The sequence below is a fragment of the Janthinobacterium sp. SUN137 genome (assembly GCF_030587265.1).
GTDB classification, from domain to species: Bacteria; Pseudomonadota; Gammaproteobacteria; order Burkholderiales; family Burkholderiaceae_D; genus Janthinobacterium; species Janthinobacterium kumbetense.
This window is the reverse complement of sequence record NZ_JAPWHZ010000002.1, coordinates 1,043,089-1,064,630: the sequence shown is the minus strand read 5'-3', so window position 1 is coordinate 1,064,630 and position 21,542 is coordinate 1,043,089. Positions and strand designations below refer to the sequence as shown.

At 65.9% G+C, this 21,542-nt stretch carries 19 protein-coding genes and 1 pseudogene; 11 read left to right on the top strand and 9 right to left on the bottom strand.

Annotated features, from left to right (window positions below):
* Positions 1 to 39: 39 nt before the first annotated feature.
* From O3298_RS13020 to O3298_RS13005, 4 genes are all read right to left on the bottom strand, one after another.
* Positions 40 to 1,539, bottom strand: a complete 1,500-nt coding sequence (locus tag O3298_RS13020; protein WP_305059590.1) for an endonuclease/exonuclease/phosphatase family protein — start codon at positions 1,537 to 1,539, stop codon at positions 40 to 42.
* Positions 1,536 to 5,204, bottom strand: a complete 3,669-nt coding sequence (locus tag O3298_RS13015; RefSeq protein ID WP_305059589.1) for a hypothetical protein — start codon at positions 5,202 to 5,204, stop codon at positions 1,536 to 1,538. Before O3298_RS13015 ends, O3298_RS13020 begins: the two co-directional genes overlap by 4 nt.
* Positions 5,205 to 5,384: 180 nt before the next feature.
* The gene (locus O3298_RS13010) at positions 5,385 to 5,762 is read right to left on the bottom strand and encodes a hypothetical protein (protein WP_251348792.1); all 378 of its coding nucleotides are present in this window, start codon (positions 5,760 to 5,762) and stop codon (positions 5,385 to 5,387) included.
* A 460-nt stretch (positions 5,763 to 6,222) separates the two neighbouring features.
* Positions 6,223 to 6,681 (bottom strand): hypothetical protein, encoded by a 459-nt coding sequence (locus O3298_RS13005; protein WP_289905018.1) that lies wholly within the window; start codon positions 6,679 to 6,681, stop codon positions 6,223 to 6,225.
* Positions 6,682 to 6,849: 168 nt separating this feature from the next.
* Between O3298_RS13005 and O3298_RS13000 the strand changes: the two genes are divergently transcribed.
* A complete protein-coding gene (locus O3298_RS13000; RefSeq protein ID WP_251348790.1) occupies positions 6,850 to 8,040 on the top strand; it encodes a low temperature requirement protein A in 1,191 nt (396 codons plus the stop codon).
* A 13-nt stretch (positions 8,041 to 8,053) separates the two neighbouring features.
* Here the strand turns inward: O3298_RS13000 and O3298_RS12995 are convergent, their stop codons facing one another.
* Positions 8,054 to 8,584, bottom strand: coding sequence for a GNAT family N-acetyltransferase (locus tag O3298_RS12995; RefSeq protein WP_305059587.1), 531 nt, complete (start codon positions 8,582 to 8,584; stop codon positions 8,054 to 8,056).
* Between the two features lie 80 nt (positions 8,585 to 8,664).
* Between O3298_RS12995 and O3298_RS12990 the strand changes: the two genes are divergently transcribed.
* Positions 8,665 to 9,234, top strand: coding sequence for an XRE family transcriptional regulator (locus tag O3298_RS12990; protein WP_305059586.1), 570 nt, complete (start codon positions 8,665 to 8,667; stop codon positions 9,232 to 9,234).
* A gap of 2 nt (positions 9,235 to 9,236) precedes the next feature.
* Here O3298_RS12990 and O3298_RS12985 read toward each other — a convergent pair whose 3' ends face one another.
* Complete coding sequence (locus tag O3298_RS12985; RefSeq protein ID WP_305059585.1) at positions 9,237 to 10,112, bottom strand: LysR family transcriptional regulator; 876 nt, start codon at positions 10,110 to 10,112, stop codon at positions 9,237 to 9,239.
* Between the two features lie 81 nt (positions 10,113 to 10,193).
* Between O3298_RS12985 and O3298_RS12980 the strand changes: the two are divergent.
* The 3 genes and pseudogenes from O3298_RS12980 to O3298_RS12970 all read left to right on the top strand — a co-directional run.
* Positions 10,194 to 11,693 (top strand): annotated as a pseudogene (locus O3298_RS12980) (MFS transporter); the annotation flags it as partial.
* 92 nt (positions 11,694 to 11,785) lie between these two features.
* Complete coding sequence (locus O3298_RS12975; RefSeq protein ID WP_305059584.1) at positions 11,786 to 13,354, top strand: EAL domain-containing protein; 1,569 nt, start codon at positions 11,786 to 11,788, stop codon at positions 13,352 to 13,354.
* The gene (locus O3298_RS12970) at positions 13,351 to 13,704 is read left to right on the top strand and encodes a hypothetical protein (RefSeq protein ID WP_305059582.1); all 354 of its coding nucleotides are present in this window, start codon (positions 13,351 to 13,353) and stop codon (positions 13,702 to 13,704) included. Before O3298_RS12975 ends, O3298_RS12970 begins: the two co-directional genes overlap by 4 nt.
* Before the next feature lie 3 nt (positions 13,705 to 13,707).
* Here the strand turns inward: O3298_RS12970 and O3298_RS12965 are convergent, their stop codons facing one another.
* The gene (locus tag O3298_RS12965) at positions 13,708 to 15,060 is read right to left on the bottom strand and encodes a serine hydrolase (protein WP_305059581.1); all 1,353 of its coding nucleotides are present in this window, start codon (positions 15,058 to 15,060) and stop codon (positions 13,708 to 13,710) included.
* Positions 15,061 to 15,197: 137 nt separating this feature from the next.
* A complete protein-coding gene (locus O3298_RS12960) occupies positions 15,198 to 16,106 on the bottom strand; it encodes a DUF535 family protein (RefSeq protein WP_289905011.1) in 909 nt (302 codons plus the stop codon).
* A gap of 188 nt (positions 16,107 to 16,294) precedes the next feature.
* Here O3298_RS12960 and O3298_RS12955 point away from each other — a divergent pair, with 188 nt between their 5' ends.
* From O3298_RS12955 to O3298_RS12935, 5 genes are all read left to right on the top strand, one after another.
* Complete coding sequence (locus tag O3298_RS12955; RefSeq protein WP_305059579.1) at positions 16,295 to 16,903, top strand: hypothetical protein; 609 nt, start codon at positions 16,295 to 16,297, stop codon at positions 16,901 to 16,903.
* Between the two features lie 47 nt (positions 16,904 to 16,950).
* Entirely contained in the window at positions 16,951 to 17,385 is a 435-nt protein-coding gene (locus O3298_RS12950; protein ID WP_305059578.1) for a DUF1801 domain-containing protein, read from the top strand.
* Positions 17,382 to 17,942, top strand: a complete 561-nt coding sequence (locus O3298_RS12945) for a hypothetical protein (RefSeq protein WP_305059577.1) — start codon at positions 17,382 to 17,384, stop codon at positions 17,940 to 17,942. Before O3298_RS12950 ends, O3298_RS12945 begins: the two co-directional genes overlap by 4 nt.
* 88 nt (positions 17,943 to 18,030) lie before the next feature.
* Positions 18,031 to 18,480, top strand: a complete 450-nt coding sequence (locus tag O3298_RS12940; RefSeq protein WP_305059576.1) for a GNAT family N-acetyltransferase — start codon at positions 18,031 to 18,033, stop codon at positions 18,478 to 18,480.
* Entirely contained in the window at positions 18,477 to 19,010 is a 534-nt protein-coding gene (locus O3298_RS12935; RefSeq protein WP_305059575.1) for a DUF3592 domain-containing protein, read from the top strand. The genes O3298_RS12940 and O3298_RS12935 overlap by 4 nt, the downstream gene beginning before the upstream one ends.
* Before the next feature lie 160 nt (positions 19,011 to 19,170).
* Here O3298_RS12935 and O3298_RS12930 read toward each other — a convergent pair whose 3' ends face one another.
* On the bottom strand, positions 19,171 to 20,193 hold the full coding sequence (locus tag O3298_RS12930; RefSeq protein ID WP_305059574.1) for a DNA-binding protein: 1,023 nt from the start codon (positions 20,191 to 20,193) through the stop codon (positions 19,171 to 19,173).
* A gap of 221 nt (positions 20,194 to 20,414) precedes the next feature.
* On the opposite strand from O3298_RS12930, the gene O3298_RS12925 reads away from it, so the two are divergent.
* A complete protein-coding gene (locus O3298_RS12925; RefSeq protein ID WP_305059573.1) occupies positions 20,415 to 21,434 on the top strand; it encodes a site-specific integrase in 1,020 nt (339 codons plus the stop codon).
* Positions 21,435 to 21,542: the final 108 nt, after the last annotated feature.

Sequence of the window (21,542 nt, the reverse complement as noted above, 5' to 3'; positions counted from 1 at the left end):
TGTCCAGGGCGGACGCTCGCACCCGCCCGGACGCTCTGTCTACAGCACGGCAAACAGCGCCAGGTGGTCGCTGGTGCTGCGCAGGTAGCCGTAATTGGCCCAGCCGTTCAGGGTGCGCGCCTGGCCTACGGCATACACGGCCGCCGGCGATTGCGGCCAGGCCATGCCGGCAGGCACGTTCGGAAATTGCGCGGGCAGCGGGCGCGTGCCGATGGGTACGCCCGGAGGCATGCCGCCCGCCACCGTGAACGGCGTGCCCGACACGGGGTTCATCACCGTGAACTGGTAGCTATTCGCCGGCACCAGCGGGTTGACGAGCATGTTGTCGATCGAGAAAAAGTTGCTCACCATATCGCTGCCGATATAGTTATAGCCGGGATACGGCGCCGCCACCAACGCGCCGCCGGCCGTATTGTCGGACCACAGGAAGCGCGATTGCTGCGTCAGCTGCTGCTTGGTGCGCTTGGGGCGGATATGCGTGGCCAGGTAGCCCTGATACGCATCCAGCGTCAGGTTCGGCGCCACCGGCATGGCGGGCGGCGGGTCCAGCAGCGGTATGTAGTTGATCGCGCGCAACTGGTCGTAGGCCGTCGTCCGCCCGCCCGCGCCGGGCGGCTGCGCGTAGATGGCGTTCAGGTTGAAGTCGCCGCAGATCAGCTTGACTTCATTGTGCGGCGCGCCGGCGGGCGGCGCCGCCACGTCGAGCACGCCGCGCAGCAGGATGTTGATGAAATTGGTGGCGCCGCCGTGGTTGGGCGGCGCATGCACGGCAAACAGGGTCAGGTTGCGCGTGATGACGTCGGTCCGGTTGGTTTCCACGAAAGTGACCATGAAGGGCTGGCGCAAGCCGTTGAAATTGACCAGGCCGCCAACGACGGGCGGCACGGCCGGCGCCGGCGCGGGGGCGAAGGCGATGCGCGCCGCCGCCATGCCCTCGGCCAGGCCGCCGTTGTACTGCGCGCCGGCGGGGATGGTGCGCGCCGGCTGGCCTTGCGGGTTGAGCAAATCCTGGATGTCGGGCGCGCCGGCGCCCCCGGCCGGGTAGGCGGCGGGCACGGCGCCGGCCGCCACGGCCGACACGCCGCCGCCCGTCCATACGTTCGGCCCCGTGAAATAGCGCCGCACTTCCGTGGGCGTGCCAACCGTGCCCGATATGCCGCGGTACAGCACGGCGACCGATTCCGTGCGCCCGCCCGTGCCCACTTTCAGCGGCGGCACCATGCGCCAGGCAGCGCGGTTGGGGTCGGCGGGGTCGGTGCGCAGCTGTTGCAGCAGGAAGATCGCGCCCTGCAGGCCGCCCGTGTCGGGCGCCAGGTCGCCGGCGCCGGCCGCGCTGGCCGACACCTCGATCAGGACGAAGATATCGGGCTGCGTGGCGCGCAGGATGGTCAGGATGTGGTTGCGGCGCTGCAGCGCGGCCACGGCCGGCAGGTTGCCGCCGCAGCGGCCGCCTTCGCCATAGCGGGGCCGCTTGCGGCTGGGGTTGTTGACCTTGTTGATGCCGAAGTTCTCGATATTCCAGTACACGACGTTGGTCATGCTGCGCTCCCCAGTGAAATAGCCGGCAATGGCAGCGCGGCCAGTGCCTGCTCCTGGCGGGCGGCCGCATCGGCGATATACGCGGCATACCAGCCCAGGCTGCCCGTATTCTTCGGGTCGCCAAACAGGAAGAACTGGATGTTCGCGTCGGGCGGCAGCTTGGCAATGCCGAGGAACTTGATGGCGATATTGTCGAGCCGCAAGCAGTAATAGTAGGAGTCGCCGTCGGGCACTTTTTGCCGCATCAGCCCGATATTGTCGATGGCCAGCTTGAAGATGCCTTGCAGGCTGATCAGCCTGGCGCCCGGCGCCGCGCCGGGCAGCGACAGGCCGACGAAGACGGCTTGCTCGTCGTCGTCGGCCGTGCTGGCGGGCGACCAGGCCAGCAGCAGGGTCGAATGGAAGCCGGCGGCCGAGACGAGCGCGCCCGGCCCGCCCATGGTGACGTCGTACACGATGCCGTGCCATGGCCCGTCGAGCGTGCCCAGGTTCAGCGCCGTGCTGACGGGCAGGAAGCCGAAATCGGCCGGCTTTTGCCCGTCGGCGGCGGCGATAAAGCCCGACAGTTCCTGGCCGAAGCCCTTGAACAGGCTGTCCGGCCTGGCCTGGCTGGCGTCGAGGTCGTAGGCCAGGTTGGCCGTCACCTCGTCGAAGCGCACGGCCGACGGCGTCGTCTGCGGATAGCGCATGTCGATCACCAGGTTGGAAAACGCCAGGCCTGCGCCGTCCGGCGGCAGGTCCGGCGCCAGCGCGCCGAACGACAGCAGGTCCAGCACGGCGCCCGTGCGGTCGTCCAGGCTGGCGAAGTCCAGCGTGCCCCAGACGGAAAAACGGTTCAGCACGGTCGCGCCCGCGTCGGTGGTGCCCAGGCAGTTGAACTGGATGCGCTGGAAAGCCACGTGGCGCAGCAGGTTGCTGTCGAGGCTGAATATCGACGGCGTGGCTTGCTCGAAGATGTAGATGCCGGTGCCGTTCTGGTCGATATAGCTGCCGTCGAGCACCACGCCGTTGTTCGGCATCGCATTGCCGCCGAAGGTGGTGGCCGTCACGCGCGAGCCGAGCAGGCCGTTGACGGCCAGCTGCACGTAGCTCTTGAAGGTCTTGATGACGGCATTGTCGAACAGCACCTGCAATTGCAGCACGCGGAATGCATAGTTGTCGGTGTCGGGCAGGGCGATGGGGGTATCGGGCGGCAAGCCGTTGCGCTGGCCGGCGGCGAAGGCCGGATCCTGGTAGTCGACCAGGCCGAAGGTGCTGGAATTGCCGTTGAGGGTGATGCTGCCGTCGCCGTGCACCGTCACGCGGCTGGCCGTGAAGCCGAAATGGTGGGCGACGAAGCGCGTCAGGTCGAGGCCGGCCGCGATGCCTTGCAGGCCGGGCGGCAGGCTGGACGGATCCAGGTCCGCCTGCAGCACCAGCACGCCCGTCCAGGTGGGATCGCTGACCAGTTCCAGGAAATGCCGGTACGGCGATTCGGGCTTGTCCGCCGCCAGCACCTCGGCCGCTTCGATGACATCCTGCAGCCACTGCGACAACCCCGTGTAGGCGATGCCCTGGACGTCGGGGCCGGCGTCGGCGGCCAGCGAAAAATCGGGTGCGCCCGACCAGGCGTTCGGATTGGCGACGCGTTCCCTGACGCTGCCGCTGCAATACTTGAGCAGCATCACGTTGCGGTAGGACGTGGGCGTCACGCCGACGCCCACCTGCGCTTGCATGGTCCAGCCCGCGATGCCCACGGTATTGTCGAAGTGCGCGGCGCCGTCCGACAGGTGGGCCGCGTTGACGGCCACGAGGAACAGCTGGTTGGTCTGCAAGGCATCCTGCAAGGTCGCGTCCGGGAAGCGGAAGCCGAACGGCAAGACCTGGCCGCCGCCGCCCAGGGTCTGACCCAGGGTCACTGACAGGAAGGCGTCCTGGTCCTGCGCCTGGCTGGACACGGTGGCGACCGCGCCCTGCGGCGTGGTGCGGTAGTGCGGCGCTTCCGCCACCGCGTCGCCGGCGGCCAGTCCGCGCACGCGGCGGCTGGCGGCCGCGCGCGCCTGCCAGGTGGCGCTGGCGCCGCTGGAAATGACGGCCTTGCGGGTGGCGGCCACAATGCTGCTTTCAAAGCTCGACAGCAGGGCGGCGCTGACATCCAGCGGGCCGCCGCTGACGGCGCCGCCATACGGCAGCAGGGGAAAGGCGTGCGCGGCGCCCTGCGGCACGGGCAGCGAGGGCGGGGTCGAGGCGAGCACGGTATCGGCGGCCACGGCGCGCAGCAAGGCGGCGGCCCGGGCGGCCGGCGGCAGGCCGTACATGGGACTGCCCGCCGGCTCCGCATGGTATTGCGGCATGGCCGCGCCGCCCTTGAGCACGCTGGCCCAGCAACCGAGGTAATCGGCCGTCAGCGGCGTGGCCACGTTACCGGAATCGGGCAAGTCCAGGGTCGCGGTCTGGAACGGAAAGACGGACGCGTAGGCGGGCGAGGCGGGCACGAACAGCAGGCTGTCATTCTCCGGCGCGGCGCCATCATAGGTGGTCATGCTCAGCTGTTCAGAGCCGAAGATGCCGCATAACAAGTTTGTCTGCGCCCCGTCAGCCTGGCCGATGGCGCTCAGGCCAAAGCGCCCGGCCGGCGTCAGCAGCGCCTTGCTGGTGGCGGGCTGGGAAGGCGACTGCGCGGCGCAGCCGAAGGCCAGGGCGCCCGACTGCAGGCCGATCACGGGCGGCTGCCCGCTGGCGGCGCCCAGCGGCCGCAAGGTCGTCGCATGGCCCAGCGCAGTGCGGTATGTGGACGGCAAGGCGGGCCGGTCGGCCGGCAGCAAGCCGCAGCGCAATACGCCTTCCAGCCGCGCCTTGGCGGACAGCTTCTGATTGTAGGGATCGAGCGGGTCGACCGTGCCGACCCAGGCCAGGCTGGCCGACAGCTTGGCGGGCGCGGTAAGCGCCGGGTAGAACAGCTGCTGCAGCTGGCCGCTGGCCGTGTCGCGCGCGGTCATGGGGAAGCCGACGGCCAGGCCGCTTGGGCCGAAGGTGACGGGAGGGTTGACGGTGGCCGTAAACGTCAGGCAGCCCGCATTCGCGCCCGCCAAAGGCACGAACGTGCGGATCGTGCTGCCGCTGCCCGTGACGCGTATGCCGATATCGCTGGCATTGCGCTGGAAGGCCAGCGCCGGCGGCGTAGCCAGCGGCGCGGCCAGCCGCAGACTGCCGCTGGCGGCGTCGATGGACAGGCCGACACCGGACAGCACGTTGAACAGCAGGTCCTGTCCCAGCCGGAAATTGACGTTGGTGCTGGTGGCAAAGCCCTTGGTCAGCTGGTTATAGGTGTAGCTGCAGCCATAGTTCTTGAAGGAATCAGTCGGCGCAGCATCGGTGTCGCGCAGCCACAGCAGCGCGTTCAGGTTCAGTCCCGGCGCCGATGACTGCCGGTCGATATACGCGACGAGGGCGGCGATGAAGGGGCCGGGCGCCGCGTCTAGCGCCGCCGGACGGGCGCTGGCAAACACGTAGCTGCCCATGCGCTGCGGCGACAGGCTGTCGGCATAGCTGATGCTGTCCGGGGGCGTGGCCGGCGGCGCGACGGGCGGCAGCAGGTAGCCGGCCCACGCATGCTCCGCCTGCGGCGGCGATTCATACAGGCTGACCTTGCTGGCGGGATCGGTGGCGACGAAACTGAAACCCATGACAACCTCCACTCAAGACGCGACTCGGGCTGCGATGCGGCGGCATGGCTGCCGCGCGGCAACGCAATCGTTTACAACGGGTGGGCCCGGAAGGGCGTCGGATGGCCAGGCGGCTTGCCTGGACGCGGTGGCGGGCGGCCATCCGGAGCGCCCGCCCGCAGGCGGGCGCGGAACCGTCGCTTACTGCGAGTTGGAGGTAAAGGTGGCCAGCACGAAGCCCGTGTAGCTATACAAGGTGCCGCTGTCGACGATGTCGCCGGAGAGCAGCACGTTATACAGGCCCGTGCTTTGCGGCGAGTAGGTGACCGTCAGGCCGGCTTTCCACGTGACGACGCCGTTGCCCGTGTCGCTGGCCAGCTTGGCCGTGGTAAAACCCGTGGTGACGCTGGGATTCCAGTACGTGGTGCGGCCCTGGAACTGGAAGGCGATGCCGGTCTGGTTGTTGCTGTCGCCGCTGGCGATGGACAGCGCGATGCTGTTCGGCGTGGTGTTGGTGGTGACGCTTTGGCCGGAAGCCAGCGTATGGTTGGTGACTTCGACGCGAGGTAAGTTAGACATGACATTCTCCATGAGGTGATATCGGCCTGCACTTGCGGTGGGCGCCCCGTGGCCGACAGGTTCGGGGCAGTTGGGTAAGTCGGTAGAAATGGTATTGCGACGGCTTTGCGACCATGCCATAAAAATATGGCAGGACAATACACAATTTCAAATAAAGACAAGACATTTGATATTAATCAATCCGGAATTGATTAATATATTTCGTATTTGCTTATTCAAAAAAGTAGTTTCCGGCTATTCGTAATATAACCATGCCGGCTCTTGCGCATGACGAGTAGCGATTCTATGCCTATTTTTTTGCGCGATTCTCTCGAATTGTCGCGAAGGCAAGAATAATGCGGCTTCCGGACGCGGCGCGGGAATGTGCTGCCGGCCATTTTGCGCGGCGGCAGGCAAGCGGAATAGGAAATGCAATTGAATATAAACGGTTTATTGATTTAAATAGATGGCCTGCGCGGCTTTATTGCGCGGCCGGCGCGGGCGGGGCCGGACAGCGTTCAAAAACGGCTACCACCTTGCCAGTCAGCGTGTATTGCGTGCCGTCATCGAGGATGGGGCCATCGATGAGGATTTGATATTGCTGCGGACCGAGCGCCTGGAAACGCAGGGTCAGTCCTTTCTGGAACGTCACGATGGTATCGCCGCGGTCGGCGCCCAGCTGCAGCAGGATATTCGCTGTCGACAATAAAACCGTCCAGTAGGCGGTGCCGTTGGCGCGCAGCGCCACCAGGGTATTGTCATTGATATCGTTGCTGGCCGTGGCGATGGCGTCGCTGTTGACCGTCAGCGCCATGGTTTGCGGCGCCCGGCACGCGGGGGCCGGTTCGGCCAGCTGGCGCGCCAGCGCCGGGGCGTCGCCGCCGAGCGATAGCAGCAGCACGGCAGCCAGCCAGGGGCCGCGCCAGTTCAGCTGATACATGGTGGAGGTGGTGTCCCGCGCATGCGACCCATCGTAACGAAATTCGGCCGGAAGAGCAAACGCATGCCGACCGCAGGGCGTCGCCATGGCCGCCATCCCCATCTGCTATCATCGTGCCGTTTTGGCCAGCGCCGCGGGCGCCGGTCCGGTATTTATGCAAGGAAAAAAATGAATAATCGCATTTCCCTGCTGCGCCAGCGCGGCGTGCAGGACAGCGGCAAGGTGGGCATGATCGAGCTGTTCTTCGACCTCGTGTTCGTATTTGCCGTCACGCAACTGTCGCACGGCTTGCTGGCGCACCTGAGCGCCATGGGCTGGCTGCAGACGGGCCTGCTGTTGATGGCCGTCTGGTGGGTGTGGATCTTTACCTCGTGGATCACCAACTGGCTCGATCCCGAACGCATCCCCGTGCGCATCAGCCTGTTCGCCATGATGCTGGGCGGCTTGCTCATGTCCGCCTCGATTCCCGAAGCGTTCGGCACGCGGGGCCTCGGTTTTGCCGGCGCCTACGTCGCCATGCAGGTGGGCCGGCCCCTGTTCGCCTGGTGGGCCGTGCGCCATGAGGAACTGTCGCGCCGCCGCAATTTCCAGCGCATCGCCCTGTGGGCCGTGCTGTCCGGCATCTTCTGGATCGCCGGCGGCATCGCGTCGCCCGAGCAGCGCATCTTCTGGTGGGGCGCGGCCCTGCTGATCGACCTGGCCGGTCCCTGGATGCAGTTCGGCATGCCGGGGCTGGGCCGTTCCTCGACGGCCGACTGGGATGTCGACGGCGGCCACATGGCCGAGCGCTGCGCGCTGTTCGTCATCATCGCCCTGGGCGAATCGCTGCTGGTGACGGGCGCCACCTTCGCCGGCCTGGAATGGACGGCCGCCAACTGGCTGGGGTTCCTGTCGGCCCTGGTCGGCAGCATCGCCATGTGGTGGATCTATTTCGACACGGGTGCCGAGGCGGGCCACCACCGCATCGCCCACTCGAAGGATCCGGGCCGCATCGCCCGCAAGGCTTACACGTATATCCACGTGCTGATCGTGGGCGGCGTGATCGTTTCCGCCGTGGCCGACGAGCTGGCCCTTGTGCATCCGGACGAAGCGAGCTTCGCCGGCATCAGCGCCTTGCTGGGCGGCCCGATCCTGTATCTGCTGGGCAATGCCTTGTTTAAATGGGTCAGCAACGACCGCGCCACGCCGCCGCTGTCGCACCTGCTGGGCATCTTGATCATCCTGGCGCTGATCCCGATGGCGTATGGCCGGCTGTATTCGCCCCTGACCCTGGCCTGCATCACCAGCTGCGTGCTGGTATTGGTGGCCGTGTGGGAACATATGGCGCTGCGCCGTCCGCCACCGGAGATCGACCCTTGATATTTGTTTGACCTCAACCGGGCGGCGCAATGCCGTCCGGATCGCTGCGCGTATCGAGCTGCAGCTGCAGGAACGCCAGGTCCAGCCAGGCGCCGAACTTGGTGCCCACCTGGCGCATCAATCCCACCTCTTCGAAACCCAGCTGCTTGTGCAGGGCGATCGAGCCGGCATTGCCCGCTTCGATGCCCGCCACCATCACGTGTTTGCCCAGGCCGCGCGCCCGCGCGATCAATTCCCCCATCAAGGCCTTGCCGACCCCGGCGCCGCGCCGATCGGCGCGCACGTACACGGAATGCTCGACCGTATGCCGAAAACCTTCGAACGGGCGCCAGTCGCCGAACGAGGCGTAGCCGGCCACATTTTCTTCCGCATCGATGGCGACGAGCACGGGGTAGCCGGCCTTTTCGCGGTCGGCCAGCCAGGCGGCGCGGTTGGTCGCATCGACCGTCCGTTCATTCCAGATGGCCAGGGTATTGCTGACGGCATCGTTGTAGATGGCCGTGATGGCCTCGATGTCGCCCGCGTGGGCATCGCGTATCTGCATGTTGCTCTCCTTGCTAGGCGTCTACTATAATGGACAAATCATAGATTGCCGCCCACGCTTTTGTCCAATAAATCCTGATTATGTCCACTAAACCAGACGAATTGAACCAACGCATCGGTGCCAGGGTGCGCCTCGAGCGGGAAAGCCTGGGCTGGTCGCTGACGCAGCTGGCGGCCCGCTCGGGCGTGTCGCGCGCGATGGTGCACAAGGTGGAGCGGGGCGATTGCAGCCCCACGGCCACCTTGCTGGCGCGCCTGTCTGGCGCCTTCGACCTGAGCATGTCCGAATTGATCGCCCGCGCCGAGATGCGCGCGGGGCGCTTGCTGCGCCAGGCTGACCAGCCCGTGTGGATCGACCCGCAGAGCGGCTATGTGCGGCGCCACGTGTCGCCCGCGTCCGACATGCCGCTCGACCTCGTGCATATTACCTTGCCGCCCGGCGCCGTGGTGGCCATGCCGGCTGCCGCCTATGCGTCGCGGCGGCAACTCATCTGGTCGCTCAGCGGCAGCCTCGTCTTCCTCGAAGGGGAGACCCGCCACGTGCTGGACGAGGGCGACTGCCTGGAACTGGGCCCGCCGGCCGACTGCGTGTTCAGGAATGAAACGGCCACGGCCTGCACCTATGCCGTGGCCGTATTGAAAGGCGTTTGACCTTAAGTCAGCGCCGCCGCGCGCAGTTGGGCGATGAAGGCGCGCGCGGCGGGCGCCTGTTCGTGGCGGCGGAAGGCCACGGCGATTTCCGAGCTGATCTTCGGCCCTTCCAGCTCGCGGAAACACACGCCGGGCAATTGCACGCTGGCCATCACCGAGTGGGGCACGATGGCGCAGCCCACGCCCAGCGACACTTCCGTCAGCACGGCCACCAGGCTGCCCGGGCGCGACACCACCTGGGCCGCAAAGCCGCCGCGCCGGCTCGCTTCCAGTGTCCCCAATTCCTGTTCCGGCACGATGAACGCCTGCTGCGCCAGTGCGGCCGGCCCCGCCACGCCGAGGCGGGCCAGCGTGCTGTCCGCTTGCACGGCCAGTACGAAGCGGTCGCGCAGCAAGACCACGCTGTCGAGTCCATCCGGCAAGTGCAGGGGCGGGCGCACGAACGCCAGGTCCACCCGGCCCTGGTCCAGCAAGCCGGGCAGGGCATCCATCGCGTATTCGCGCGCACCGATGTGGATGCCGGGGTGGCTGGCGCGAAAGCGGGCGAACTGGTCCTGCAGCACGCCTGAGTAGGCGGCCGAGGCCACATAGCCGACTTCCAGCCGTCCCAGCTCGCCCCGTCCCGCCCGCCGCGCCACTTCCTGCGCCTGCGCCAGCTGCCCCAGCGCGCGGGTGGCTTCGATGACGAACAATTCGCCGGCCGCCGTCAGGGCCACGGCGCGCTTGCTGCGCTGGAACAGGCGCGTGCCGAGCAAGCTTTCCGTTTCCTGCACCTGCTTGGTCAGCGCGGGCGGCGAAATGCCGAGTTCCGCGGCGGCACGCGCGAAGTGCAGGCTGTGCGCGACGGCCAGCACGCAGCGGAAATGCCGCAATTCCATGTCTTTTTCTGTATTCACCATGGGTGAATTATAAGGCGATCATCTTATAACAGGAAATAATACAAGCGTGCTTACAATCGGGGCATGAAGAATACCAACTGGACCTTATATACGTGCTCGGGCGTGTGCGCGCTGATCATGCTCGACACCAACGTGGTGGCCGTTTCCCTGCCGTCGATCGCCCGCTCGCTCAACGCCAGCTTCGTCGACGTGGAATGGGTGGTCAGCGCCTACATGCTGGCGTTCGCCTCGTTCCTGTTGCCAGCCGGCAGCATCGCCGACCGTCTGGGACGGCGCAGGGTGATGCTGTTTGGCCTGGCTGTGTTCGCGCTGGCGTCCCTGCTGTGCGGCCTGGCGTGGACGCCGTTCGTGCTCAACGTGGCGCGCGCCGTCAAGGGACTCGGCGCCGCGCTGCTGCTCACCTCCGCGCTGGCCGTCATCGGCCACACGTTTCATGCGGAAAAGGAGCGGGCGCGCGCCTGGTCCGTGTGGGGCGCAGCCATGGGCGTGGCCATGACGGTGGCGCCGCTGCTGGGCGGCCTGATCACGAGCGCCATCAACTGGCGCTGGATTTTCTACCTGAACCTGCCCGTCGTCGCCATCTTGATGTGGCTGGTTAGCAGGCACGTGGATGAATCGAAGGATGCATCCAACGCCAGCTTCGACCCGGCTGGCGCGCTGCTGTTTTCCGCCGGCCTGTTCTGCATCATCTGGGGCTTGATCGACGCCAGCGTGGCGGGCTGGTCCAGCCGCGCCACCCTGCTGCGCTTCCTGGCGGGCGCGGCGCTGCTGCTGGTGTTCGTGCTGGCGGAGCGGCGCCAGCGCGCGCCCATGGTCGATTTATCCCTGTTTGGCCGGCGCGTGTTCGTCGGCGCCGTGCTGGGCATGTTCGGCTACGCCATCGCCGCGCAAGTGATGATGACCTTTTTACCGCTGTATCTGCAGAACGCCTTCGGCTTTTCCGCCGTGCTGGCCGGCTGCGCCATGCTGCCGTTTGCCGTCGCCATGGTCGTGCTGTCGCGCCTGGCGCCGCGCGCCATGCATTACCTGGACGACCGCGGCATCCTCGTGACGGGGCTGCTGATCGTCGCCGCGGGCAACGTGGCCACGGCCCTGGCCGCCGCCAGCCTGCAGTATGGCTGGGTGGCTGCCGGCATGGTCGTCACGGGGGCGGGCGCGGGATTGCTCAACGGCACCACGCAAAAGGCCATCCTCGCCTGCATCCCCAGGGAACGCACGGGCATGGGCTCCGGCATCAGCACCACCACGCGCTTCGTCGGCATCGTGCTGGCCGTGGGCGCGCTGGGCGCCGTGCTGGCCATGCGCACGGCCGCCTCGTTCGAGCAACTGGCGTGGCTGCACGGCTTGAAGGCTTCGCCGGAAATGATCGGGCGCATCGTCGCCGGCAACGCGTCCGACGCCTTCGGCCAGCTGCCGCCCGCCCTGCAAGCCGTGGCGCAGGAAGCGGCGCGGCACGCCTTCATCGACGGCTTTGCCAGCGTGCTGTACCTGGCTGGCGGCTTGGCAGCCGTGGTGGCGGCGCTGGTGTTCGTGCTGGCAAGGCCGCTGGAAAAAGTGTAACTGTTCAGCAAGTTCTGCGTGCGCGGCCTCTGCTTGTAATATGATGCCATCAGGAAATACATGGCATTCATATAACTACCGCAGGTAATCACATGCGCAGAAAACGCATCATCATCACCAGCGTGCTGGTGGCCGTCATCGGCGTGGCCGCTCCCCTGAGCCTGGCCTTTTACCTGTCGTCCGTGCGGGCCGAGCAGGGCGAGCAGGAACGCCTGCGTCTGCTGGCCGGTTACGCGCTCGAGCGCGCCCACCGTTCGATCGCCTCGGCCAGCATGGCCCTGCGCAGCGCCGATGCGCTGGAGCTGGCGCCGTGTTCGGAAGCCCATGTCCAGCAATTGCGCCGCATCACCATCACCACGCGCAGCATCGACGATATCGGCTATGTGGAAAACGGCTTGCTCAAATGCACATCCACGGGCATCGAGGAAGAGCGCATCGCCGTCACGCCCGCCGACTTTACCCTGGACAATGGCATGGGCCTCGATTTCGACCTGCGCCCCGTCGTCAGCGGCGGCAAGCGCATGGTGGGGCTGTCGTATCGCGCGTACAAGGTGCTGATCGATCCCGTGCGCTTTTCCGACGTCATCGTCGACAGCGACATCCAGATGGCCGTGGCCATCGGCAAGCGGGGCGTGCTCGACACCTTGCACCATCCGGACCCGGCGCTGGTGCAAGCCTTGCTGGCCGGCCAGCCGGCGGCGGCCGGCGCCGTGCCGGACGGCAGCATCCATGCCATGCTGTACCGCGATGGCTTGACGGCCGTCATGATCGAACCGCGCAGCAAGCTGAACGACAGGCTGCGGCGCGAACAGCTGCTGCTCTTGCCGCTGGGCCTGCTGATGGCTGCCTTCCTCGTCGGCATCGTCGTGTGGCTGTCGCGCCGCCGTTTGTCGCTGATGGGAGAGTTGCGTATCGCCATCGACCGGCGCGAATTCTTTGTCCATTATCAACCGATCATCGCCCTCGACACGGGCGTGTGCGTGGGCGCCGAGGCGCTGATACGCTGGCGCCGTCCCGATGGCAGCATGATACGGCCCGACCTGTTCATTCCCGTGGCCGAGGAAGGCGACCTGATTCTACCCATCACCGACCAGGTGATCGATTGCGTCATCGCCGACATGCGCGCCGCGCTGCTGGCCGACCGCGACCTGCACATAGCCATCAACCTGTGCGCCAGCGATATCGAAACGGGCCGCGTGCTCGACGTACTGGAGCGGGCCCTGGCCGGCACGGGCATCGAGGCGCAGCAGATCTGGCTGGAAGCGACGGAGCGGGGCTTCATCAACGTGGAAGCGGCGCGCGCCACCATCGAAAAGGCCAGGGCGCGCGGCCACGCCGTGGCCATCGACGACTTCGGCACCGGCTATTCCAGCCTATCGAGCCTGCAAAACCTGCCGCTCGACGCCTTGAAGATCGACAAATCCTTCGTCGACACCATCGGCACGGACGCCGCCACCAGCAGCGTCACGCCGCATATCATCGCCATGGCCCGCACCCTGAACATGCTGATCGTGGCCGAAGGCATCGAAACGCAGCAGCAAGCCGATTATTTGCTGGAACGCAAAGTCGAATTCGGCCAGGGCTGGCTGTTCGCCAAAGCGCTGCCGGCCGCGCAATTCCTTGCCTTTTATCAAACGCGCCGCGTGCCGCCGTCCCCATGAAACCGCCACGTTTTCCCTACCCATTACAGCCGCTGCGCGTACCGGGCGGCTGGCACATCACCGTCAACACCCTGTTCGAGTTGGAACCGGGCCCGGACACCATGGAATGGTTCAGCAGCGCATTGCTGCTGTGGGGCAGCTGCCGCGACAGCGGTTACTGCTTCAATTCGCATTTCGAGCCGGAAGACGACCCGCAGGGCGAATTCGTGCTGGAGATGGGCAAGGTGGCATACGACCGCGACGGCAAGATCGTGCAGGGCAGCGACGCCTTCCTGGGCGAGTTTCGCACGCGCAGCAAGGCGGCGTTTGTCGCGCGGGTCGAGCAATTCATGCAAGACCCGGCAGCTTGATCGCTACGGTTTGCGCGGCAAGACCGTGTCCTGCCCGCTTTGCTTGAGCACGGCGCTGGCGATCTTGCCCGCCGCATCGCGCGTAAACGCCAGTTCCGCGTCGATGGCGCGGAAGAAGAATTGGTCTTTCGCGCTGGCAAACAAGGGGGCGGATCCCATGCCGGTGCCGGCCGCTTCCAGACCTTGCTTGCCCAGGCTCACCGTCAAGGTGAAATCCTTGTCCAATGGATACTCGCCAACGTACTCGGCGAGCGCGGCGCGCGGCACGTCGATGGCCGCTTGCGGCTTTTTCAGCGGCGGCAGGGGCGTGCCGGGCAGCAAGGTGGACAAGCCCAGCGCATCGACGTCGCGCGCCGTATTCGTCAGCACCACCACGCCGCGCTTGCCGTCCGTCGTGAACGCCGCATAGCTGCTGTAACCGCCCGTCTGGCCGCTGTGCCAGGCGTAGGCCTGGCCCTGCCGCTGTTCCAGCAGCCAGGACAGGCCGATTTTCGTGTCGTCGCCGGACGCCACCGGACGCTGCGGCTGGATCGCCAGCGCATACGGACGCAGCGGCTTGAACATATATGCCTGCAGGTAGGCGACCATGTCGCGCGCGCTGGAATACACGCCGCCGGCCGGCGCCACCACATTCAAATCCCAGGCGGGCGTGGCTTCGCCCGACAGCAGATGGCCGGGCGCCAGGCGCGCCAGCATGCCGTGCGTGGGCTTGTTCGAGGTGGAGCGCATGCCGAGCGGCACGGCGATGCGCTTTTGCAGCAGCGCTTCATAGCTGGTGCCGGCCTGGGCCGCCAGGGCCGTGCCCAGCACGGCATAGCCGATGTTCGAGTAGTCAAAGGCCGTGCCTGGCGCGCGCGGCAGGTGGTAGGCGGCAAGAAACTGCCGCTGCTTCGCTTCCGTGTAATCGGCATACGGGTTGGCCGGGTCCTTGGGCGCGAAGTTGTCGGGCAAGCGCGGCAGCGAGGAATAATGCGTGGCCAGGTCGAGCAGGCTGATCGTTTTTCCATCGAAGGCAGGCACGGTATAGCCCGGCAACAAGGCCGCCACGGGCTCGTCGAGCTTGACCTTGCCATCGACGACGGCGTTGGCCAGCAGCAAGGCCGTCATGGTCTTGGTGACGGAACCGATCTGGTAGACGGTGTCGGCGCCAGGCTTGGCGCTCTTGCCTGCATGGCTGCTGCCGAAACCATACACGGCGCTGTCCTTGCCTTCGATCACGGCGATGACGATGCTGGCGTGCAAGCCCGTGCGCGTGAGTTCTTCCGCGCGCTGGCGCACGGCGTCGTCCAGCGCGGGCGCGGCCAGTGCAGCGCTGCCGGCGAGGCAAAGGGGGAGGAGGGCGAAAGTGGGTGTCATGGGTAACCTTGTCCAGAGTGGATCGAAGGCACGCCGGCGCATGGGGAAGGTGGCTGGCATGCCTGGTGAAGGATACGGGCCCAACATGAAGGTTGCCTGAGTTTTATGTTTGCCGGTATGGCAAGGCTTGCGTTTGCTCAATGTTCAGCCATCGGCGCTTCCAGCAGGCACGCCAGCTGCGCGCGCATGTCGGCAGACATGCATTGCAGCAATTCACCGCGCCGGCGCGCATCGGCCCGTTTCTTCGATGGCACGTCAGCCAGGTCGGGCGCCCGGTAGGGGGCGCAGGGCAGGTGATAATTGCCGTCGCGCATGCGCAAGGCATGCAATTCCTGCCACGCCAGGTCGTAATCGGCGGCGATATGGCGCCGGCGCCGCGCATTCAGGGCGATGCGGTTGTCATTGCTGATCAAAAACAGGTTATTGCAGGCAAAAAAATCGCCGAAATCGCGCAGGGCCGTCACCATCAGGTTTTTCGGGCGGCAACCGTGCAGCGCCCGCGTGGCCGCCTTCACGGCTTGCGCGCCCGCTTCCGAGCGCAAGCCTTGCAGCGCGCCCAGTTGCAGGGACACGCCATCGGCGCGCGGCAGGAACAGGAAGCTGGCCAGGTAGAACGGCTGGCCGTCGCGCGTCAGGCGCAGGCACAGTTCGCCTTCGCGGTAGCTGTCGTGGATGGCCGTCAGCTGCAAGCGGTACAGCGCCCCATCCTTGCCTTCGAACGCGGCCAGCACCACGGGCTGGCGCGCGGCCCGCTCGACCAGGGCGCGCGCCCCGGCTTGCCACAGGAAACGGTAATGGCCTTCCAGCAAGGCCAGTCTGTCCGCGCAACCGAGCCGGCGCGAGGCGTAAGGGCGGTAAATCTTGAAGCGCAAGCAAGGATGCAGCTGCGCCAGCGAATTCAGGCCGGGCATGCTGCCCAGGAAAGCTTGCCAGCGCGTGCGCTGGCGGGGAAAGAAGAGGGCGCCCAGCGCCGCTTTCAAGCGGTGGCCGCTGGCAGGGTGCGGCACGGCGGCGCCGTGGTGCAGGGGTAAAGCGATGTCATTCATGATTCAGCCGGAAAAGGGCAGGCGCTGCACAATGAGAGCCTTGCCAATCTGAATGCTACGCGGGCCAGGTGAATTTCCTATTAAGAAGCCACGCACGCGGGCTTTAGAGGATGGCAACTAAACATTTGCCTTCTGGCAATATGGACGGTTATGCTCGCGGCACCTTCACTCCTCGACTGATGCTGCTCATGAATCACCGCCCATTGCTTGCCATTCCCCTGCTCGTTGCCGCCCTGGCCGCCCAGGCGCAAGACCGCACGGCCGATCCCCTGGGGCCGTTGGCGCAATGCATCAACCGCAGCGAGTTCCAGTTCCGGCAGCAGGACCGCCTGCCCGCGCACGTGACGACGCGCAGCGTCAAGCTGGCGACGGGAGAGGGGCAGGTATCGACGGCCGATGGCTATCGGCTGATGCTGTTCCACAAGGGCAGCTTGCCCCTGGTGAACCTGAAAATCGAACGCAGCGCCGCAGGCAGGTTTGCCGCCGACCGCGACACCATCGTGGCGCAGATGCAGCAGATGGCCGCCAACAGCAAGGCGCCCCAATTGGTGTCGCTGGAAACGGACGCGCGCCAGGGCGTGGAAGTGCTAGGATTGAACAATCCCAATGTTACGCAATCGGCGGGCATCATCAGTCTATACACCTTGCTGCATGCCGCCAGCGGGACGGTCGCCACCGCCTATCTGCTCAACCAGCCGGCGGACAAACGGGAATTCGCGACGGATGCGCAGTACCAGGCCTTGCGCGACCAGTTCATCAGCTCGCTGGCCGCTTGCATGGCCGATCCCGCGCCGTAAGGCAGGCGCACACAGGCACAGGCAGGCCAGGAAAGGAGATCACCGCCATGAAAAAAGCAGAGCCAACTACGCAGTCCCAGGATGGCGCGGTGAGCGCCGAGTCCGCTACTCGCCAGATCGACGCGAAAATCGCCGCGCTGGCCGACTGGCGCGGCAAGACGCTGGCCACGGTGCGCGCACTGATACGCCAGGCGGACCCGGACGTGGTCGAGGAAGTCAAATGGCGCGGCGTGCCTGTCTGGTCGCACGCGGGCATGATTTGCACGGGCGAAACCTATAAACTGGCCGTGAAACTCACCTTCGCCAAGGGCGCCGCCTTGCCCGATCCGGCCGGCCTGTTCAATGCCAGCCTGGACGGCAGCACGCGCCGGGCCATCGACCTGCACGAAGGCGCGCACTTCGATACGGCAGCATTAAAGGCGCTGATACGCGCCGCTGTGGCGCTGAATACGACACCGAAACCCAAACGGACTCCGACTTGAGACATTATCTGTATCTGTGGCACGACCCGGCCGAGCGCATGCTGGTCGCTTCCGGCATCGAATTCAAGGATTTTCTCCCCGCCCTCGGCGAGTCCGGCGGCATCGTGCTGCGCAAGGGCAGCGCCGGGACGGCCAGGAAGCCGGCCGGCTACCAGACCCTGGCGCGGCAACAGTTGCCGGCCCTGGCCCAGGAAGACCTGCACGCCTGCGGCAGCCATGCCTGGGCCGACTGGCAGGGCGCGGCGCCGCCGCCCCAGGATGGGGACGTGGCCGCGGCGCTGGCATACCACGATGCCGCGTCGCGGCGCACGGGGCTGGCCGCCCTGCAAAACCGCTTCCTCGCCTTTGCCCACGACGACGGCTGGTACCTGAAACTGTTGTATGCGGCCTGGGACGATGCAGCCGCTGTTCTCGCCGGCGCCATCCCTCCAGCGCTGGGCACGCTCGATCTGGCTGCGCTACGCCAGGGGGACGACGGTTACTGGCTGCAAGACGGCAGGCTCGAAGTGGAATTGAAAACCCACGATATCGACAGCGTGCTGAACCGCCGTTTGTGACCGTATAATGGCATTCCGATAACTGATACGCGCCCGCCATGCTTCGTCCTCATTTCGCCACAGCATCGCCTCGCTTGCGCGCCGCCGCATGATGCCAGCCACGCTTCGGCCATTCGCGCTGGCGGACACGCCTTCCTGCGCCGCCATCCTGGCGCTGGCGGGGCGCGACACCTTCGGCCCTGTCGCCAGCGCCGCCGCTTTCACGGCAGCGACGCAGGGCGAAGAAATCCTCGTTGCCGAGCGTGACGGCATCGTCGCCGGCTTTGCGGCCGTGCACACAGGCGACGCGCCCGAGCATTTCCTGCACCATTTATATGTGCACCCGGCGCACAGCGGACTGGGCATCGGTACACAGCTGCTGGCCGCCGTGGCGGCGCGCTTCGGTCCCCGGCTGAGCCTCAAGACGCAGCTGGCCAACACGGGCGCGCGGCGCTTGTATGCGCGCGCGGGCTGGGTCGAAGACGCCGGCGACGGCGGCGTGGACATCCTCGGCGCGTGGATACGGGTGCGCTACCGCGCCGCACCGCCCGTACAATGAAAGACCCTGGCGCCATCGATCCCGCCCTGGCGAGAATGATGGGCTGGTTCCTGATCCTGCTCGCCCTTCCCACCGCGTATTTTTCCTTCTGGCGCGCGTATGACAAGCTCGCCTCGCCAGCCTGGCCCGTGACCAGCGCCGAGATCGTGCGCAGCAGCATGTATCAGCGCACGGGCAAATCGCAGGACTGGTGCGTCAAGCTCAGCTACCGCTACAGCGTGGATGGCAAGGCCTACCGCAGCTCGCGCATCGGCGTCTCGCGGATCGGCAACGCCGGCTGCCACCGCGACCAGGCCGTCACAGCCTGGCGCCTGGCCAGCATGGCGCCAGGCGCGCACATCCGCGTGCATTACCGGCCGCGCGACCCGAACGATACCGCCGTGTTCCTCGCCAGCCTCGACTTCCTCGATTATTTTGGCGTCGTGCTGTGGGTCGTCCTGTTCGTGCTGGGCGTGTCGGAAGCGCGCAAGCAAGCGCCGCCAGCCGGGTCCGCTTTGCCAAACGTGACATCCATGGCAGCACGGTCATAGTTTTGCTCGAGCGGCGCGCCTTTCGGCGTCAACGTGAAATGCGGCGCATATTCGCCCCGTCGGCCGTCATGGGACAGGCGAAATAAAGGGACAAACCCCGATAGCGGGCGATGCCCGTCCTGGGACAGTCGTAGCTATCCCAGGCCACACGTGGAGGGGGTCAAACCCGGCGTTGCTCCTTGTTGTCGGTTAGCAGGGCCAGCCTGGCCGCCATGCCGGCATTGTCGCGCAGCAAGCCGTCGCGCTCCTGCGCCAAGGCTTCCATTTTCTGTTGCGATAGTTGCCCGTTTTCCGCCAGCATGTCGAGTTGCCGGTCTTGCGCGGCCAGCGCCACCTTGGCGTCGTTCAGCGCCAGCAGGGCCGTGTCGAGCTTGGCCAGCAGGGCGTCGGCGGACGCCGCCGCCTGCAAGTATTGAAATTCGAACTGGTCGCGCTCGGGACGCACGGTAGCGAGGGCTTCGCGGTCTGCCGCGGCCTGGGCCGCCAGCGTCGTTTGCTCCGCCTGCAGCTGGGCCAGGCGCATGTCCTGCTGCACCAGCGTCGCTTGCTGGCCTTGCAGGCGCTGCTGCAGCTGGGTGTTGTCCTGTTCCAGGCGACTGATCCGTTGCTGCGCCTGGGCCCGTTCCTCGCTGCGCTGCGTGGCGGCCGCTTCCTGGTAATGGTCGAACTGCGAACGCACCTGCGCCAGCTGGCGGTTCAGGGCGGCGATTTCCTCGCCCCGGTCGGCCAGGCGCTGCGTCAAGCCTGCGTTATCGCTGTGCAAGGTGGCCAGGGTGACGGCGCGGAAATGGTGCTCTTCCTTCAATTGCGCCAGCGCGTGCTGCGTGGCGCGCAATTCCTGGGTGAGGGCGGCGCGCGCCTCCGTCAGTTTCAAGCGCTCCGTTTCCGTCTTCTTCAGTTGTGCCAAAGCCGCGTCGAGTTCGGCGCGGTTTTCCCGCATGCCCGTTTCCAGCTGCTGCGCCACGTCGCGCTGCTGCTTGTCGTACACGCCGCGCATCGCTTCCATCAGTTCGGCCGGCAAGCCTGATTCCGTTTTCACGGCGCCCACGCCCTGGAACTCTTCCTTCCAGCGTTTCAGCAGGGGAGCGATGGTGCTCTTGCTGCCAGTGCTGCCCAGCGCTTCGCGCACGCTGTCGACCGTGGGATTGCGCCCATCGGCAGCGACGATTTGGGCTGCTTTCATAACATCAGAGTACAGAATGCCGGTGCGGGCCATGAAATCACCTATGAGCGAAATTTAGTAACGTATTACATGATACGTAATATCTCATAATATTACGATATAAATTTTGATCGTTTTTAGAAAATATATATCGCGATAAGATCGCTTATCGCGGGTTATGGGGGTGGTTTGCATGGTATTCTGCGTATTTCCCAGTACACCAGCCCGATTTCAGCGATTCCATGCCCGATTTGCCCCTTTCCAAACGCCGCGCCGCCGCACCCAAAAGCGCCGCCATCGCCGTGGCGCCGTTACACGGCGCCCTGATCGATGCCGAGCTGGCTGCGCGCCACCAGGCGTTTCTTGCCGCCGCCACGTCCGACAACACGCGCCGCACCTACCGTTCCGCCATCCGCCACTTCCAGGTCTGGGGCGGGGCGTTGCCCGCCGACGAGTCCACCGTCATCCGCTATCTGCTGGCGTATGCGGACAGCCTGAACGCCCGCACCCTGGCCCTGCGCCTGACGGCCCTGTCGCAATGGCATGTGTACCAGGGCTTTGCCGACCCCGCATCCACGCCCACCGTGCGCAAGACCCTGGCCGGCATCGCCCGCCTGCACGGCAAGCCGAAAAAGAAGGCCAAGGCCCTGCCTTTGGAAGATTTGGAAACGATCGTCGCCAGGCTGGCCACGCTGGGCAGCGTCAAGGCCTTGCGCGACAGCGCCTTGCTGCAGCTGGGTTTTTTTGGCGGTTTCCGGCGCAGCGAACTGGCGGGGTTGATGCTGGAAGACGTGAGCTGGGAGCCGCAGGGCATGGTGATCACCTTGCCCCGCTCGAAAACGGATCAACTGGGGGAGGGCATCGTCAAGGCGATCCCGTTTGGCGATGGCGTCTGCTGCCCGGCCACAGCCTTGCGCGCCTGGCTCGCCGCGGCGCACATCCGCACGGGGCCGCTATTGCGCCCCGTCAATCAATGGGGCCATGTCAGCGCGAAAGCGCTGCACGCGAGCAGCATCAATACCATACTGGAAAGCTGCGCCAGGCTGGCCGAACTCGATTACGTGCCGGAATTGTCCAGCCACAGCCTGCGCCGGGGGATGGCCACCAGCGCGCACCGGGCAGGCGCCGATTTCCAGGCCATCAAACGCCAGGGCGGCTGGCGCCACGACGGTACCGTGCATGGCTATATAGAGGAGGCAGGGCGTTTTGAAGAGAATGCGGCGGGAAGTTTATTGAAGGCGAAGAAGAAGCAGGCGGGCTGAGGGTGCCCGGCAAGACCTTGCAGCGTACATGTTCATTTCACATTCAACTGATGACATACCCTAGTAAATACAGGAGGACGGTAAGGACTGTCAGTATCAAGAGTCTGC